The 14881-nt window shown below is 41.7% G+C and carries 18 protein-coding genes; all 18 read left to right on the top strand.

Translation table 11 applies throughout. The features are described from left to right. The first annotated feature begins 19 nt into the window (after positions 1-19). The 18 genes from KFT32_RS04580 (at position 20) to proS (ending at position 14767) form a co-directional block, all read left to right on the top strand. A complete protein-coding gene (locus KFT32_RS04580; RefSeq protein WP_211745925.1) occupies positions 20-481 on the top strand; it encodes a chemotaxis protein CheW in 462 nt (153 codons plus the stop codon). Beyond that, positions 481-1107, top strand: a complete 627-nt coding sequence (locus KFT32_RS04575; RefSeq protein ID WP_249435643.1) for a chemotaxis protein CheC — start codon at positions 481-483, stop codon at positions 1105-1107. The genes KFT32_RS04580 and KFT32_RS04575 overlap by 1 nt, the downstream gene beginning before the upstream one ends. After that, complete coding sequence (locus tag KFT32_RS04570) at positions 1100-1597, top strand: chemotaxis protein CheD (protein ID WP_211745924.1); 498 nt, start codon at positions 1100-1102, stop codon at positions 1595-1597. Before KFT32_RS04575 ends, KFT32_RS04570 begins: the two co-directional genes overlap by 8 nt. Further along, positions 1594-2037 carry a hypothetical protein gene (locus tag KFT32_RS04565; RefSeq protein ID WP_211745923.1) on the top strand — a complete coding sequence of 148 codons (444 nt, stop codon included), beginning with the start codon at positions 1594-1596 and terminating at the stop codon, positions 2035-2037. The genes KFT32_RS04570 and KFT32_RS04565 overlap by 4 nt, the downstream gene beginning before the upstream one ends. A gap of 14 nt (positions 2038-2051) precedes the next feature. Then, the gene (locus KFT32_RS04560) at positions 2052-2840 is read left to right on the top strand and encodes a FliA/WhiG family RNA polymerase sigma factor (RefSeq protein ID WP_211745922.1); all 789 of its coding nucleotides are present in this window, start codon (positions 2052-2054) and stop codon (positions 2838-2840) included. Positions 2841-2882: 42 nt separating this feature from the next. After that, positions 2883-4289 carry a DUF342 domain-containing protein gene (locus KFT32_RS04555; RefSeq protein ID WP_211745921.1) on the top strand — a complete coding sequence of 469 codons (1407 nt, stop codon included), beginning with the start codon at positions 2883-2885 and terminating at the stop codon, positions 4287-4289. Between the two features lie 44 nt (positions 4290-4333). Beyond that, positions 4334-4654 (top strand): hypothetical protein, encoded by a 321-nt coding sequence (locus KFT32_RS04550; protein ID WP_211745920.1) that lies wholly within the window; start codon positions 4334-4336, stop codon positions 4652-4654. 31 nt (positions 4655-4685) lie between these two features. Further along, positions 4686-5219 (top strand): DUF6115 domain-containing protein, encoded by a 534-nt coding sequence (locus KFT32_RS04545; RefSeq protein ID WP_211745919.1) that lies wholly within the window; start codon positions 4686-4688, stop codon positions 5217-5219. Beyond that, complete coding sequence (locus KFT32_RS04540) at positions 5216-5791, top strand: hypothetical protein (RefSeq protein ID WP_211745918.1); 576 nt, start codon at positions 5216-5218, stop codon at positions 5789-5791. Before KFT32_RS04545 ends, KFT32_RS04540 begins: the two co-directional genes overlap by 4 nt. Positions 5792-5989: 198 nt before the next feature. Beyond that, on the top strand, positions 5990-6688 hold the full coding sequence (rpsB, locus tag KFT32_RS04535) for a 30S ribosomal protein S2 (protein ID WP_211745917.1): 699 nt from the start codon (positions 5990-5992) through the stop codon (positions 6686-6688). Positions 6689-6808: 120 nt separating this feature from the next. Further along, positions 6809-7456, top strand: coding sequence for a translation elongation factor Ts (tsf, locus tag KFT32_RS04530; RefSeq protein WP_211745916.1), 648 nt, complete (start codon positions 6809-6811; stop codon positions 7454-7456). A 253-nt stretch (positions 7457-7709) separates the two neighbouring features. Beyond that, positions 7710-8438 carry a UMP kinase gene (gene pyrH, locus KFT32_RS04525; RefSeq protein WP_211745915.1) on the top strand — a complete coding sequence of 243 codons (729 nt, stop codon included), beginning with the start codon at positions 7710-7712 and terminating at the stop codon, positions 8436-8438. Continuing rightward, positions 8438-8992, top strand: a complete 555-nt coding sequence (gene frr / locus KFT32_RS04520) for a ribosome recycling factor (protein ID WP_211745914.1) — start codon at positions 8438-8440, stop codon at positions 8990-8992. The genes pyrH and frr overlap by 1 nt, the downstream gene beginning before the upstream one ends. Positions 8993-9083: 91 nt before the next feature. Continuing rightward, positions 9084-9848, top strand: coding sequence for an isoprenyl transferase (locus KFT32_RS04515; RefSeq protein ID WP_211745913.1), 765 nt, complete (start codon positions 9084-9086; stop codon positions 9846-9848). Between the two features lie 16 nt (positions 9849-9864). Then, a complete protein-coding gene (locus KFT32_RS04510; protein WP_211745912.1) occupies positions 9865-10659 on the top strand; it encodes a phosphatidate cytidylyltransferase in 795 nt (264 codons plus the stop codon). Positions 10660-10700: 41 nt separating this feature from the next. Beyond that, positions 10701-11840 carry a 1-deoxy-D-xylulose-5-phosphate reductoisomerase gene (locus KFT32_RS04505; RefSeq protein ID WP_211745911.1) on the top strand — a complete coding sequence of 380 codons (1140 nt, stop codon included), beginning with the start codon at positions 10701-10703 and terminating at the stop codon, positions 11838-11840. Between the two features lie 135 nt (positions 11841-11975). Further along, positions 11976-13247 (top strand): RIP metalloprotease RseP, encoded by a 1272-nt coding sequence (rseP, locus tag KFT32_RS04500; protein ID WP_211745910.1) that lies wholly within the window; start codon positions 11976-11978, stop codon positions 13245-13247. Positions 13248-13318: 71 nt separating this feature from the next. Further along, positions 13319-14767: a proline--tRNA ligase gene (gene proS, locus KFT32_RS04495; RefSeq protein WP_211745909.1), complete on the top strand. Its 1449-nt coding sequence runs from the start codon at positions 13319-13321 to the stop codon at positions 14765-14767. The last annotated feature ends 114 nt before the right edge of the window (positions 14768-14881 follow it).

Here is a 14881-nt window from a genome sequence, read left to right as displayed (position 1 = left end):
CTTATTAGGAGGCATTATCATGGCAGAAGACATGAAAGTAATTGTGTTTAAGCTTGGGACAGAAGAATACGGGATTGAGGTAGAACGTGTTCAGACGATTGAAAGAATGTTGCCAGTTACCCGTGTACCAAAAACCTATTCATTTGTAAAAGGTGTTGTTAATCTCCGTGGAGTTGTCATTCCGGTAATTGATTTAAGGGGCCGATTCTCACTTCCGGAATCTGAATACACAGATCAAACACGTATTATTATCGTATCTGTTTCTGATATGCAAGTTGGTTTTATTGTCGATTCAGCTAATGATGTAGTTGATATTAATGAAAGCAACATTGAGAATCCACCTGAAATTGTGGGGGGTATTAAAGCCAAATATTTGAGGGGGGTGGCTAAGCTAGGGGAAGAGAGACTTCTAATTATGCTAAATCTCCATGAAGTACTAAATAAAAGTGAAATCATTATGCTTGAAAGTATGGAAGGCTAATGGTGCGTTCCTTTAATCAGTTTCAGGAATTCGAGATGGATATCTTAAAAGAAATTGGGAACATCGGAGCAGGTAATGCTGCTACCGCGCTTGCTACACTATTGAATAAACCCGTTGATATGGGTGTTCCAACTGTACAGCGGGTTCCTTTTGAAGCGATAGCCGAGAGCATCGGTGGGGATGAGAGCATTGTAACTGCCGTATATTTTCGAGTAGAGGGAGAAGCTCCAGGGAACATGTTTTTTATGATGACCCCGGAAGCTGCAAAACAGCTATTGTATCACTTCAACGCAGATGTTAGCTATGAACAGCTCGAATTTACGGAAATGGAGTGTTCTACTTTATCTGAGATTGGTAACATACTTGCAGGATCATATTTATCTTCCCTTGCAGATTTTACCCAACTTAAAATGATACCTACTGTTCCTGGATTTGCAGTAGATATGGCAGGAGCAATTTTGAGTTACGGACTACTTCATATGAGTCATACAGGTGATGAAGCGTTATATATCGATACTCATTTTCTCGAAGGACATAACCAAGTACAAGGGCAATTTTTTCTAATCCCCGATCCTGATTCTCTAACCGTTATTTTTGAGGCATTGGGAGTCCAATATCATGATTGAACAAAAAAACATGATAAAGGTAGGCATGGCGGATTTGAACATCATAACGGAACCCGGTGTCATTCGAACAACAGGACTCGGGTCTTGTGTGGGTGTAACCCTTTATGATCCTGTAACCAAAATCGCTGGAATGGCACATGTGATGCTGCCCTCCTCGTCTATTGCTAGAGAAGGTATATTGAATAAGGCGAAATATGCAGACACTGCTATTGTGGAATTGGTAGAGAGAATGACAAATGCTGGTGCATCTAGCTTTAGGCTGGTTGCCAAAATGGCGGGTGGCGCTCAAATGTTTCACTTCGCCGGGGCAGGGGATACGCTACGTATTGGTCCCCGTAATACGGAGGTTTGTAAACAAATGATCTCAGAACTTCGGATCCCTCTTCTTGCGGAAGATTGCGGTGGGAGTCATGGGAGAACAATTGATTTAGATCGGGACACTGGAGTTTTGACTATTCGAAGTGTACAGATGGGTGTGAAAGAACTATGACTAGGATGTTTGGCAGTGTTCGAATAAATTTTACAGCGGGTATTATCGGTCTTGTTGTTACATTTTTTCTTTCATATAGCAGTAATTTATTATCTACAAGTCTACTTCGGGCAGGGCTTGCTTTCATGGTGTGGTTTTTACTAGCTTTTATTTTAAGGCTAGTAATAGGTTACATCTTGGCGTCCCCACCCGAAGAAGGGATTGTTGATAGCGAAGAAGTCGTTCAAGAAATTAGAGGTGCTCAGGTTGATGTAGTTGCTTCGGGTGATGAGGATGCTTTGAAGGATATTTTAAACTATGCCCAATCGGAACCCAGCGCAGACAAGAAGAATCAAACAGCAGTGGAGAGCGGCTTTGAACCACTAAATCCTCCGAAACTTGTTCGGACGAAAGATGCTGAAGAATTAGCTCAAGCCGTTCGTCACTTGTCAGGCAAATAGAGGAGGGAAACGATGTGAAAGAACGTAATTCATCCCATTTGGCCGACATAGACCTATGGGAAAAGTGGAAGGAGCATGGAGATTTAGACGCCCGGAAAATATTAATTGAGAAGCATCTCCATATCGTTCATTATGTATCTAGTCGTTTAGCAGTGGGTTTACCAAAAAACGTTTCTAAAGACGACCTTGAAAGTAATGGGGTTCTGGGTTTAATAGATGCACTGGATAAGTTTGATTATCAAAGAGGTCTTCAATTTGAGACATACGCATCTTGGAGGGTAAGGGGAGCTATTTTGGATGGTCTCCGCCAAGGAGACTGGGTTCCACGTTCTGTTCGGGAGAAGGCTAAACGAATTGAGGAAGCCTATCAGCATTTGGAGCAAACGTATTCCCGAACTGTAAGCGATGAAGAAATGGGAAAATACTTGGATGTGTCTGCCAAAGATTTTCAGCATATGCTTCAAGAAGTAGCCGTTATGTCTCTGTATTCTCTAGAAGATCCGCTCCGAGAAGAAGACGCAGAGACTAGAATGTCTCTTCTGGTCGATGAGAGAGCTTATCCACCAGATCAGACGGTTCGCGACATTCATCTAAAACAAGCTCTTGTTACAGGTATTGATAAGCTGACGGAGAAAGAGCGAATCGTAGTATCACTTTTGTATTATGAAGACTTATCGCTTAGTGAGATCGCAGAGGTGATGTCCTTATCACCGTCAAGAATCTCCCAGCTCCACTCAAAGGCCATTTTACGTCTTCGAGGAACACTTGAGAAACAGCGTGAACTATTAATGAACCGGGACTAATAAAAGGCAGGCTGATCACGTGAGAAAGAAGGAAGGTTGTATATGACCCAGAAACTAGAGCTCAAGCAACATGTGAAAGTACTGTATTCGGCTGATCAAAGCAAGGCGTGGATCGAGTTAACCTCTGAATTGGAATTTACCGAACAGGAACTAAACACATTTCTTCTGACACAAGGTATTACGTATGGAGTTCAAGTAGATACGATTCGTACAGTTGCCAGCAATCCGTTAGATTTCTATGGCCAGAAAATTTTGATAGCTGAGGGAGATGCTCCTGAACCAGGTACAAACGGAGCGATTCAGTTCTTGACAAATCTAGATTTTAGTGGTGAACGAAGACCGCTTGAAACTGGAGATGGAAGAGTTGACTATAAGGAAATTGCTCGGCTAAATAATGTGAATAAAGGTCAGATCATTGCTAAAAAACTAGAACCTGGACCTGGAAAGCTGGGAAAAAGTGTTAAAGGGGATATCATTCCTTTTACTCCCGGCAAGGAAGCTAGATTTAAGGCAGGTAAAAATGTCGTGATCAGTGCGGAAGGTAATGCAATGTACGCGGCAATAGATGGTCTGATAACCCCAACTGAAAATAATCGAATGAATGTATTTCCCTTGTATGAAGTAAATGGGGATGTCGATTATACAACCGGTAATATTGATTTTGTGGGGACAGTGGTCATTCGTGGGAATGTGCTGTCTGGATTTAAAGTTAAAGCTGCAGGAGACATTCGGGTCATCGGTGGGGTGGAAGGAGCAGAGATATTGGCAGAAGGATCAATTGAAGTAACAGGTGGAATTATTGGTTACAACAAAGGGTTCGTTCAGGCGGGTGTCGATGTGAGAAGCTCATTCATCCAGGATGCCAATGTAGAGGCAGGGCAAAACATTTATGTATCGCAAAGCATCATGCATTCATCTATACGAGCAGGAAAACAATGTATTTGTGCAGGCACAAAAGGGCTCATTGTTGGTGGATTAATTCAAGCTGGTGAAAGAGTAACAGCCAGAACTATCGGTAATCCCATGTCTACCGTAACAACCATTGAGGTTGGTGTAATGCCAAAATTTCGTAATGATCTTACGAATCTTCGTAAAAAACAGAAGGAATTAAACGAAAATTTAGATAAGACTGACAAAGCTCTCCATATACTAGATCAAATGGCTGCGGCGGGACAATTATCAAACGACAAAATGAGCATGCGAATGAAACTTCAAGTGACACGTGAAACTACTGTGCGTGAAATTGCTGATACTAAGGAACAAATTCTTGGTATAGAAAAAATATTGGAAGATACATCAAAAGCATCTGTCGATGTAACTAAGATAATCCACGGAGGTTCTAAAATAGTTATCGGCAGGTACACCAAATTTATTAAAGACACCGCTAAGCAAATTTCATTTTATTATCACAATGGCGATATTTCCATGGTCCCTCTTAAAAACAGCTAGGCGTATTTTATTTTTGTTAGCAGAGATAAGGAGTGACGAAAGAGATGAGTTTAAAAGCCGTAGAACTTCAGATTGCTGTACCTCGTACCAGCGAGGCAGGACGATATCAAAGCGAATACGACCATAGAAGATCATCGGAACAGTTACTTCTTGCATCAAGCGAGAATAAAAAGGCCAAAAGGGAAAGTAAACAAAGTCCGAAGACATCCGAATCAGAACAGGCTGGGATTAGAGATCATTCTGGTTCTTCTGGAGCCGCTGATGGAAGGAATCCAAATAGGAATGAGGAGAAAGCAGTGGAGGCCTTAAATGTTACTCCTGCTGAGCACCCTTTTAAAGGAAAACACATTGACTACACTTTATAAGTAGGCAATACATGAATAGGAGAATAATCTCATGCAACCATGGAGTACCCTCGTCGTATTGGGTGTTTGTGTTATACTGTTTGCCTGGTTTATGCCGAAATCGAAACCTGAATCAGGGCAAACGTTAGTAAAAGAAGTAGAAACGGCTTTAGAACAGTATCTGGCTGAGATTGAGCTGGAGAATGAGAAGGTCATAGAGAGTATCCAGAAGTGGAAGCAGGACTCTTCACATATGAACAACCTAAGAGAAAAAGAAATTCAAGATTTGAAAATACAACTTCAAAGCCTTGAGGACCAAGTATCTTCTATGCATAAGGCAGCAGAAAACCCGGATTTAGATTCAAGATTAGATTTAAATGAAAGCTTAAAAGAAGAAGAGACAAATCATGTAGTAGATGAAAGTGTCACTTTAAATGAACAGCATTCTATTCATACTCGTTTTGCCGAGATTTTTCGACTGGAGTCACAAGGGAAATCAACTGATTTTATTGCGAGAAAGCTTGCTATGCCTAAGGGGGAAGTGCAGCTGATTCTACAGCTTGGAGAGCGGGAGAACATCTTATGATAAAAAATCGTTCCTTTCTTATGGGCCTTGGTATTGGAATAATAGTTGGAACACTAATTCTACAACTTGCCCTAATAGGACAAGGCGCTGTAAGTTCAGGTGGAGATAAGGCGTTATCTCGTTCAGAGCTAGAGGCGCAGGCAGAAACATTAAATTTGAAGGTATACGATGCGAATCAAGAGGTTATGACTGAAGAAGAATGGACAAGTTTGAAGATGGAACCGGATGGCTCACAAAAAGAAGGATCTAAAACAGATGAAGTTTCGGCTTCCCCGAAGAAGCCAGCCACTCCTAAGAATGAAGAGCCTGTAGAGCCAAAGCAACCAACTACTAAAAAAACGTCTAAACCTGATGAGGCTGATACAGTCGTTAGATATCGGGTCATCCCAGGTGCGACGCTTAACGATGTTGCGGATCATCTGACTTCTTTGCATGTAATCCAAGATCGAGATGCTTTCACAAAAGAAGCAAATCGTCAAAAGGTGAATACGAAGATCCAAACGGGTACATATGAATTTGTACAAAATGAATCTGTTAGTTCCGTTATCCAAAAAATAACATCTCCGCATTAATATACCTGTCTATCGTAGATACTAGTGAATTCATTCTAAACATTGTTGCATCTAGGGTTCAATTATGATATATTAATTTTCGGTGTTAAAACACACGCTATGCTAATTCTGTCGAGGGTGCTTTCTTTAAGGGAAGTCTTGTCGGGAAATGATGCTAGCGGAGGACACAAAAACCAAAATATTAGGAGGTGTGTGGAGATGGCAGTTATCTCCATGAAACAGCTTCTCGAAGCTGGGGTTCACTTCGGTCATCAGACTCGTCGTTGGAATCCAAAGATGGATCGTTATATCTTCACTGAAAGAAACGGTATTTACATCATTGACTTGCAAAAGACAGTGAAAAAAGTTGAGGAAGCTTACAACTTCGTTAAAAGTATTGCAGGAGAGAACGGTACAGTTCTTTTCGTAGGTACTAAAAAACAAGCACAAGATTCCGTAAAAGAAGAAGCTGAGCGCGCTGGTCAATTCTACATTAACCAACGTTGGCTGGGTGGAACTCTTACTAACTTCCAAACTATCCAAAAACGTATCGATCGTTTGAAAAAGTTGGAAGCTTGGGAAGAGGATGGCACTTTCGCTGTTCTTCCTAAAAAAGAAGTTATCATTCTCCGTAAAGAGAAAGATCGTCTCGAGAAATTCCTCGGCGGTATCAAGAACATGAAGGGTCTTCCAAGTGCCCTGTTCGTAATCGACCCTCGTAAAGAGCGTATTGCAGTAGCAGAAGCTCGTAAATTGGGTATCCCAATCGTAGGTATCGTTGATACAAACTGCGATCCGGACGAAATCGATTATGTTATTCCTGGTAACGATGACGCGATTCGCGCGGTTAAATTGCTTACTGGTAAAATGGCTGATGCTGTTATTGAAGCACATCAAGGCGAAGAAACTTCCGCTTAAGATTGCTTTAAAGGCCTTACGTATATGAATTAAATGAAAAGGGTGGTTGGTAGGTGGATAACCTCTCACTGCCCTTTTTTTAGGGTCATACGCAAAATTATCCTCTGGAGGGAATTAACAATGGCAGTAGATGCAAAATTGGTAAAAGAACTTCGCGAAAAAACTGGTGCAGGTATGCTAGATTGCAAAAAAGCACTGGAAGAAGCGAATAATGACGTAAATAAAGCAATCGAAATTCTTCGTGAAAAAGGTTTGTCCGCAGCAGCGAACAAAGCTGGCCGCGCAGCAACAGAAGGCGTAGTTCAATCTTACATCCACGCTGGTGGACGTATTGGTGTTCTTGTTGAAGTTAACTGTGAGACTGACTTCGTTGCTATGACAGATCAATTCAAGGAATTTGCTCGCGACATCGCTATGCAAATCGCTGCTTCTAGCCCACGTTACGTGAGCCGTGAAGAAGTTCCTCAAGAAGAGCTCGAGAAAGAAAAAGAAATTTTGAAAGCTCAAGCTCTGAACGAAGGTAAACCAGAAAAAATCGTTGAAAAAATGGTTGAAGGCCGTATCGGTAAATACTACGAAGAATTCTGCTTGCTTGAGCAATCTTTCGTAAAAGATCCGGACAAAACAATTCAACAATTGCTGAACGAAAAAATCAGCACAATTGGTGAAAACATCTCAATCCGTCGCTTTACTCGTTACGAGCTTGGTGAAGGTCTTGAGAAAAAACAAGATAACTTCGTTGAAGAAGTTATGTCCCAAGTGAAATAATTAAAGAAAAAATGAACGAATCAAAAGACGGGCCCATGTTACTCTTGAAGATATAGGCAAGAACTTACATCTAAGAGATTACACAGACACCTTTATATTGAAAGAACAACTGGATTGTCCGAGATTCGGCTCAGAAAGTTTTCTTTAACTAAGAGTGGAACACAATCCGTGTTCCTTTCTTTTTAACTAATATGAGGTTAACATGTGCTTAACTGGCGTGGGGAAGCGTCATTTTGAAGTGGAGGGTGAACATTTGAAACAGCCGGTATTTAAAAGAGTAGTGCTTAAAGTCAGTGGAGAATCCCTTTCAGGGCAAAATGGATATGGTATTGATGCAGAAACAATCTCATCCATTGCACAGCAAGTAAAAGAAGTCGTAGAACTTGGAGTTGAAGTTGCCATCGTGTGCGGTGGTGGTAATATTTGGCGCGGAATTGCTGGAAGTGAGAATGGTATCGATCGTGCAACTGCAGATTATATGGGTATGCTTGCAACCGTTATGAACTCACTTGCATTGCAAGATGCACTTGAACAGATTGAAGTGCCGACACGTGTCCAAACTTCAATTGCAATGCAGCAGATTGCTGAGCCGTATATTCGTCGCAGAGCAATTCGCCATTTGGAAAAAGGAAGAGTTGTGATTTTCGCAGCTGGAACAGGAAATCCATTCTTCTCAACCGATACGACAGCTGCTCTTCGTGCTGCTGAGATCGAAGCTGAAGTTATTCTTATGGCTAAGAACAAGGTAGACGGAGTGTATTCTGCAGATCCGTTCAAAGACGAAACGGCTGTGAAATTCGAACAATTGACCTATCTTGATGTGTTGAACAAGAATTTAGGAGTTATGGACTCCACTGCTTCCTCACTCTGTATGGACAATAATATTCCTCTCATCGTATTTGCTATTACTGAACAAGGTAATATCAAACGAGTTCTTCTCGGTGAAAAAATCGGGACAATCGTAAAAGGGAGTGTAGACTAATGCCACAATCAATCAAAAAGAATGCAGAAGAACGTATGGAAAAAGCGATCCTTGCACTCAAACGTGACTTGTCAACGCTTCGTGCTGGACGCGCAACACCTTCTTTGCTCGATCGCATCCAAGTTGAATATTACGGTGCACCAACACCAATTAACCAACTTGCTAACATCAACACTCCGGATTCTCGTACACTGATGATTCAACCATGGGACAAAACTTCCTTGGCTGAGATCGAACGTGCAATTATGAAATCGGACCTCGGTCTTACACCACAAAATGATGGTGCTATGATCCGTCTGAGCATTCCGGCACTTACAGAAGAGCGCAGGGTAGAACTTGTGAAATTCACCAAGAAATTTGGCGAAGAAGCAAAAGTGGCTGTTCGTAATATCCGTCGTGATGCAAATGATGACATTAAGAAATTGGAAAAATCCGATATTTCTGAAGATGAATCACGCAGACATCAGGAAGATATCCAGAAGTCTACAGATAAATACGTTGCTGAAGTGGATAAAGTACTGGCTGCCAAAGAAAAAGAGATCATGGAAGTATAATATAATAAGCTTACGGCCCCTCCGCCTTCGGTGGGGTTTGCTCTTTTCACAGCAATGAAAAGAAACTTCATGGGATTTTGGAGGAAGTCGAATGATGAAACGCGCTCGGTCGTGGTGGAATAAGAACGGCAAAGAGACGCCTGAATTGTCAAAAGCTAATATTCCGCAACACGTGGCTATTATTATGGATGGCAATGGGAGATGGGCCAAACAGCAAGGTATGCCTCGCATCGTTGGACATCAAAGTGGTATGAAAGCTCTTAAACGGGCTACGATTGCTGCAGATGACTTAGGAATTAAATATCTGACAATGTATGCCTTCTCGACAGAGAACTGGACGAGACCGAAAGATGAAGTTGATTTTTTAATGCGTTTGCCCGTTGATTTTCTTGCTCAGGAATTAGATGAATTAATTGAAAAAAATGTATGTGTTCGAATGATGGGTTACGAAGAAAATTTACCTGATCATACGGTGAAAGCACTAAGAGAAGCAATTCGCAAAACAAAAGATAACACGGGTCTAATCCTTAACTTTGCATTGAACTATGGCAGTAGAAGTGAAATCACAGATGCAATGAAATCTATTGCTCATAAGATTGAACTCGGTGAATTGCAATCAAGTGAGATTACATCAGATCTGATCGGGGAACACTTGTTAACTAATGATTTGCCTGATCCGGACTTACTAATTCGAACTAGTGGAGAACTTAGACTGAGTAATTTTATGTTGTGGCAACTTGCCTACAGTGAAATGTGGTTTACGGATATTTACTGGCCTGATTTTAATAGAGAACATTTATTCGAAGCAGTAGCCGAATACCAACGCAGAACGAGACGGTATGGCGGTCTGAAGTAATGGAGGATGGACCAAGTTGAAACAGCGAGTAATAACTGGAATTGTTGCCGGCGCTTTATTTTTGGGGTTCACAATGCTGGGCGGAGCCTGGTATAGCCTGCTCATTCTCTTAATGGCATTAATCGGGTTATACGAGTTCATGCGAATGATTGGTGTTTCTGCTTTTTCTGGTACAGCATTAATTGGGTATATTGGTGTTCTGATCCTCATTTTTCCTAAGTTGCTTGCAGAGCTAGGGTTAACTTTGACATTAAATCAGATCGTGTGGCTTATTATGCTGCTATTGCTTATAGCTACCGTAACGACAAAAAACAAGCTAACCGTTCAAACTGCGGCTTTAATGTTTATTGGTGTCGTATATGTTGGGATCGGTTTTTATTATATTGCATTTACACGTCAAATACCCGGAGGCTTGTTCTGGACATTTCTTCTCTTGGCAAGTATATGGGGAAGTGACGCTGGAGCCTATTTTGTAGGGAAATCAATGGGTAAAAATAAACTTTGGCCTATGATTAGTCCCAACAAGACCATAGAAGGAGCAGTTGGTGGTATTGCTATTGCGATTATTATCGCACTAATCTTTGCTGGATTCTCTGGAGGCCTGCTTAGTTACGGAAGAGCTATACTCATCGGTTTGTCTGCCTCTGTTATTGGACAACTGGGGGATTTAACACAATCAGCTTATAAACGTGTATATGGAATTAAAGATTCAGGGAATCTGCTCCCAGGTCATGGTGGTATTTTGGACCGCTGTGATAGTTGGATCTTTGTGTTTCCATTCGTACATATTCTCATGCTCATTCCTTACTAAGGAAATCAAACGCTTATAAGTCATTACAAGAGGTGTCTTTTGTGAAGAAAATATCGATTTTAGGTTCAACAGGATCCATTGGAACGCAAACGCTGGACGTTGTTAGAATGCATCCTGAAGAGTTTCAAGTGGAAGGACTCTCAGCAGGTTCCAATGTGGAACTTCTTATCCAGCAAGCCAATCAATTTCATCCTCGTAAAGTGTCTGTTGGTCGCAAAGAAGACGTGGATCATGTTCGCCTAAATGTACCGGATGGTACTCAGGTGTACTATGGTAACGAAGGGCTCATTGAGGTGGCTGCGGGTACTGATGCAGATACGGTCATTACAGCGGTAATGGGAAGTGTGGGTCTATCATCTACCTTGGCTGCCATTAGGGAAGGGAAACAGATCGGGCTTGCCAACAAGGAAACACTAGTAACAGCAGGTCATCTGGTTACTGCGCTAGCGCAGGAGAAACAGGTACAGATTATTCCCGTAGACAGTGAACATTCGGCTATTTTCCAGTGCTTGAATGGTGAACAACTTCGAGAAGTGAAACAGATTACGCTGACAGCATCGGGTGGTTCTTTCCGAGATCTGAGCAGAGAACAACTTCAGAATGTAACAGTTGAAGATGCTTTGAAACACCCTAATTGGTCAATGGGTTCTAAAATTACAATTGACTCTGCAACAATGGTTAACAAGGGACTAGAGGTAATAGAGGCAAGATGGTTATTTAATCTTCCTTATGAGAAGATCAATGTTCTTCTTCATCCTGAAAGTATTATACATTCCTTTGTGGAGTTTCAAGATACGAGTATGATTGCACAAATGGGGAACCCGGACATGCGTGTTCCGATTCAATATGCGCTGACTTATCCTCAGCGATTAGCTTTTGATGCCCCATCTTTATCACTTTCAGAAATCGGATCTCTTCATTTTAAAGAAATGGACATGAAGCGATTCCCTTGCTTAAAGCTCGCTTATGAATGTGGTAAAATAGGAGGAACAGCAACAACGGCTTTTAATGCAGCCAATGAAGTAGCGGTGGCTCGTTTTCTAAAAGGAGAGATTTCGTTCTTGAAGATTGAGGAGATCATTGCTCGAGTTGTGGAATCCCATCATAGTATTCAAGAACCTGATCTCGAACAAATTGAACAGGTTGATCAGCAAGTGAGAGATATGGCAACCTATTTATAAAACAAGGTTTCCTCCTGCTTGCAACAAGAGAATAACTTCTATGTAATTTGATTCTCTTGTATCACACCTTTGAATAATGATAATGTAAGTAGGACATGACTAGCTCTTCTTAAGCAAAAGGAGGATGGAAGTAATTTGGAAACCTTGCAAATTGTAATTTTAACGGTGCTCATGTTTTTCGTCATCGTGACGGTGCATGAATGGGGCCATTATTATTTTGCCAAACGAGCTGGCATTCTTGTTAGAGAATTTGCCATCGGTTTTGGCCCGAAGCTGTTTTCTTATAAGCATCAAGAAACAACTTTTACACTAAGGTTATTGCCATTCGGTGGCTATGCGCGCATGGCGGGTGAAGATCCTGAACTTGTAGAAATACAGCCGGGACAAACTATTGCCGTTAAAGTAGCCGATGGACAGGTCAAAAACATTTATCTGGATCAACTTGATAATCGAAAAAATGTAATTCGTGGAGAAGTTGTTTCCATTGACCTCGAAAGACGGTTGATGGTTGAACTAGATGTAGATGGAGAACAGCAACAATTTCCTGTTCATCCTGCAGCGATGCTCATTGCTAGAAATCAAGAAACACAGATTGCTCCTAAAGATCGTCAGTTTAACAGTAAAACGGTCGGTCAAAGAGCGCTTGCCATTTTTGCCGGACCGTTTATGAACTTTTTGCTGGCGTTTATCTTGTTTGCAATTTATGCGATGGCAGCAGGAGCTCCAATAGAGAATCCGACGTATGTCAAGATCGGTACTGTATCGGAGGGAATGCCTGCAGCGGAAGCGGACCTTCAAAAAGGTGATATCGTCGAAACGATTAATGGGGAAACCATTGGCGGGGATTACAACAAGATGGTTCAACTCATTGCTGATTCCCAAGATAAGCCGATGGAATGGACAGTACGTCGTGGTGACCAAGTATTTGATCTAACCATTACGCCTCGAGCGATGGAAGGTCAAGTTGGAGGGAAAGTTGGTATTACGGGTGAATTCCCTCGTAAAGATGTAGGCTTTGGTGAGTCGTTTGTCGTTGCTGGTAAGAACATGGTAACTACGACCCAAGGAATCTTTGAAGGGTTTAGACAGCTAATTGCCAAGTTTAATATTGATGATCTTGGTGGACCCGTTCGTACGTTTGAAGTGACTGGTCAAATTGCCAAACAAGGAATATTACAATTGACCAATTGGACAGCTATCCTTAGTCTGTATCTTGGGATTTTTAACTTATTGCCGATCCCGGCACTTGATGGAAGTAGACTCGTCTTTTTGGGGATTGAAGGATTGCGTGGCAAGCCCATTGATCCGGGTCGCGAAGGAATGGTACATTTCATTGGTTTTGCGATGTTGTTCATTCTTATGATTGCTGTAACTTATAATGATATCTTGCGTTTAATTAATGGATAATTGTGTTCTTGGGAGTGTTCTAATCTATAGAGGCTCCCTTTAGGAACTACGGGAGGACGGAATCGAGTCTTATGTCGAACGATAAACAGTTTGTTACTGAAATTACACCCCAGTCAGAAGATTTTTCTCGCTGGTATATTGATACGATCAAAAAAGCGGATTTAATGGATTATTCTCCAGTTCGGGGATGTATCGTATTTAAACCGGACGGTTACGAAATTTGGGAGCATATTAAAGACAATATGGATCGCCGTTTCAAAGAAACAGGTCATCGTAATGCTTACTTCCCTATGTTTATCCCAGAAAGCTTCTTTCAGAAGGAAAAGGAACATGTGGAAGGGTTTAATCCTGAATTGCCTTGGGTAACGGAAGCGGGTGGAGAGAAGCTGGAAGAACGTCTTGCGATTCGTCCAACTTCCGAAACAATTTTTGGCCATATGTATTCTAAATGGATCCAGTCATATCGCGATCTCCCAGTGATGATCAATCAGTGGGCAAACGTAGTGCGCTGGGAAAAACGCACGATGCCGTTCCTACGTACAAGTGAGTTCTTATGGCAGGAAGGTCATACTGCTCATGAGAATGAAGAAGAAGCTCGTCAGGAAACGATGCAAATGCTAGAAGTGTACCGTGAAGTCGTTGAAGAGGTTCTTGCGATTCCTGTTATTATGGGGCAAAAGACGAAATCCGAAAAATTTGCGGGTGCTGTCGATACATTCTCAATTGAAGCCATGATGAAAGATGGTCGTGCTGTACAAGCAGGGACTTCCCATTACATGGGTACTAATTTTGCCAAAGCATTTGAAATTCAGTATTTGAACCGTGAAAATGTACTTGAATTTGCACATACTACTTCTTGGGGAACAAGCACTCGTCTTATCGGAGCTATGATTATGGTTCATGGTGATGATCGTGGTCTTGCATTACCTCCAAAAGTAGCACCAACACAAGTCATTATTATTCCAATAGGACCTCCTAAAACTCGTGACCAAGTTGTCGGTCGTGCTGATGAGCTGTTCGCTGAGTTGAAAAAAGCGGGCGTACGTGTGAAGATGGATGATCGCAGTGATGTTCGTCCAGGATGGAAATTCAACGAATACGAAATGCGCGGTGTACCGGTTCGTCTTGAAATCGGACCTCGTGATATGGAAAACGGAGTGTGTGTTCTCGTTTCCCGTATTACAGGCGAGAAAAAAGTTATTCAGCAAGATAATTTAACTGAAGAAGTTCAGGCAATGCTTGAGCAGGTTCAAAAAGATATGTTTGAACGTGCACAATCTTTCTTGCAGGAGCATTTTTATTCCGTAGATACGCTTGAAGAGATGAAGGCGCTAATGGAAGAAAAACGTGGATTTTCGCTTGCTGGCTGGTGTGGTTCAGAAGTTTGCGAAGACAAGGTAAAAGAGGTAACCGGTGCAACCAGCCGGAATATTCCTTTTGAACCATCCGAGGAAAAACATACCTGCCTCGTCTGTGGACAGAAAGCTGAACATACTGTAGTATTTGCTAGAGCGTATTAAAAAATAAGGTTTACGGAGTAACACTAATGATAAGCTTCTGTCCGAAATGAGACGGTGCCCTTTTACGGATCGGTCCCCATTTTTGTGCGCAGAAGCTTTTCATGTTTTTTTGTT

The sequence above is a fragment of the Paenibacillus sp. Marseille-Q4541 genome, assembly GCF_018310695.1.
Taxonomy (GTDB): Bacteria; Bacillota; Bacilli; order Paenibacillales; family Paenibacillaceae; genus Paenibacillus.
The sequence above is the reverse complement of the archived record's forward strand: the minus strand, read 5'-3'. Positions and strand labels throughout refer to the sequence as shown.

Bases quoted from the DNA above. Each gene is read 5' to 3' on its own strand.
- KFT32_RS04580 (WP_211745925.1), top strand. From the start codon at position 20: ATGGCAGAAGACATGAAAGTAATTGTGTTTAAGCTTGGGACAGAAGAA.
- KFT32_RS04575 (WP_249435643.1), top strand. From the start codon at position 481: ATGGTGCGTTCCTTTAATCAGTTTCAGGAATTCGAGATGGATATCTTA.
- KFT32_RS04570 (WP_211745924.1), top strand. From the start codon at position 1,100: ATGATTGAACAAAAAAACATGATAAAGGTAGGCATGGCGGATTTGAAC.
- KFT32_RS04565 (WP_211745923.1), top strand. From the start codon at position 1,594: ATGACTAGGATGTTTGGCAGTGTTCGAATAAATTTTACAGCGGGTATT.
- KFT32_RS04555 (WP_211745921.1), top strand. From the start codon at position 2,883: ATGACCCAGAAACTAGAGCTCAAGCAACATGTGAAAGTACTGTATTCG.
- KFT32_RS04550 (WP_211745920.1), top strand. From the start codon at position 4,334: ATGAGTTTAAAAGCCGTAGAACTTCAGATTGCTGTACCTCGTACCAGC.
- KFT32_RS04545 (WP_211745919.1), top strand. From the start codon at position 4,686: ATGCAACCATGGAGTACCCTCGTCGTATTGGGTGTTTGTGTTATACTG.
- KFT32_RS04540 (WP_211745918.1), top strand. From the start codon at position 5,216: ATGATAAAAAATCGTTCCTTTCTTATGGGCCTTGGTATTGGAATAATA.
- rpsB (WP_211745917.1), top strand. From the start codon at position 5,990: ATGGCAGTTATCTCCATGAAACAGCTTCTCGAAGCTGGGGTTCACTTC.
- tsf (WP_211745916.1), top strand. From the start codon at position 6,809: ATGGCAGTAGATGCAAAATTGGTAAAAGAACTTCGCGAAAAAACTGGT.
- frr (WP_211745914.1), top strand. From the start codon at position 8,438: ATGCCACAATCAATCAAAAAGAATGCAGAAGAACGTATGGAAAAAGCG.
- KFT32_RS04515 (WP_211745913.1), top strand. From the start codon at position 9,084: ATGATGAAACGCGCTCGGTCGTGGTGGAATAAGAACGGCAAAGAGACG.
- proS (WP_211745909.1), top strand. From the start codon at position 13,319: ATGTCGAACGATAAACAGTTTGTTACTGAAATTACACCCCAGTCAGAA.